The organism is Streptomyces sp. NPDC005811 (assembly GCF_040630405.1).
Lineage (GTDB): Bacteria > Actinomycetota > Actinomycetes > Streptomycetales > Streptomycetaceae > Streptomyces.
On record NZ_JBEXXK010000147.1, the window covers coordinates 1 to 1,290 of the forward strand.

The window sequence follows — 1,290 nt, forward strand, 5'->3', positions numbered from 1 at the left end:
GCGGCCGTCAGGCCGGGGCGCTGTCCCATGTGATCGACCCGAGCCGGATCGGAATCGGCGGGCATTCGATCGGGGGTGCGACCGCGGCGGCGACCGTGGCCGCCGACCGTCGTGTGCGGGCGGGGGTTGACCTGGACGGTGACTTCTTTCTGCACCCTGCCGCGGCAGGGCTCGGCGGGCGCCCGTTCATGATGCTCGGCGCCGAGTCCACCCACAGCCCCAACAGCTCGACAACCGACTGGCCTGAGGCGTGGAAGCACCTGAACGGCTGGAAACGCTGGCTGACCGTGTCCGGCGCCGAACACTTCTCCTTCACGGACCTGCCGTATCTGGCTGGGCAGTTGGGCCTGTCGGACCCTGCCGTACCGCTGTCCGGAGAACGTGGGTGGCGCATAACCCGCGACTACGTGTCAGCCTTCTTTGACCTTCATCTGCGGGGTATATCGTTGCCGCTCCTCGATGGCCCCAAAGCCACGCATCCTGAGGTCGCATTCCAGCAGCCGTGACCTGCTACCCGATAACAGTGCCACAACCGCGTAGGTTCGCCGGGTTGTTCACGCCGCGGTTTTTAGGGGGCGTCCGCCCCAGCGGATGCCCTTCTCGCTCCGGATACGGGCGCGTTCTTTGCGTTCGGCGGCCAAGACGTCGCGGTGGCGGGCGTTGGCGTTGCGCCAGCGCAGGTAGGCGTGCAGGGCCCGGGTCTGCACGGTGTGGTTGGGGTGGTTGGAGCTGGCGATGGTGAACTGCCGCAGCGGTCCGAAGTGCGCCTCGATCGGGTTCGCCCACGAGGCGTAGATCGGAGTGAAGCACAGCTCGACCTTGTTCTTCTTCGCCCAGCGGCGGATGCCGGCACCCTTGTGGGCGGACAGGTTGTCCATGATCACCTAGATCGGTGCGCCGTCGGGCCGGGCGGCGCGGATCGACTTGAGCGCGGCCAGCGTGTTCGCGGCACCTTTCCTGCGGCGGTTGACACCCCACAGGGTGTCGTCACCGATCGAATAGCAGCCGTGGAAGTAGCGGACACCATGGGTGCGGTGGTAGGTGGCGGGCAGCCGGTCGGGGTGACCCTGCCCGGCCCAGCCGGAGCCTGCGTTGGGCCTGATCCCGAGCGGGCCGAACTCGTCGAACGCGAAGATCCGGTCCGAGAAGCGGTCCAGTACTTCCTCAATCCGGTCGAGTTTGGTGTCGCGGTCGGGGTCGGGGGATTCCTTCCATGTCTTTGTGCGCTGGAAGGTGACACCGCGGCGGGCGAGCAGGCTGCGTAACGCCTCACGGCCGATACGGATGGCA

2 pseudogenes are annotated in these 1,290 nt (G+C 67.2%); one reads left to right on the top strand and one right to left on the bottom strand.

From position 1 onward, the window contains the following. Positions 1-506: pseudogene (locus ABZ490_RS52160) on the top strand (alpha/beta hydrolase); the annotation flags it as partial. Between the two features lie 48 nt (positions 507-554). Here the strand turns inward: ABZ490_RS52160 and ABZ490_RS52165 are convergent. Then, positions 555-1,290 (bottom strand): annotated as a pseudogene (locus tag ABZ490_RS52165) (IS630 family transposase); the annotation flags it as partial.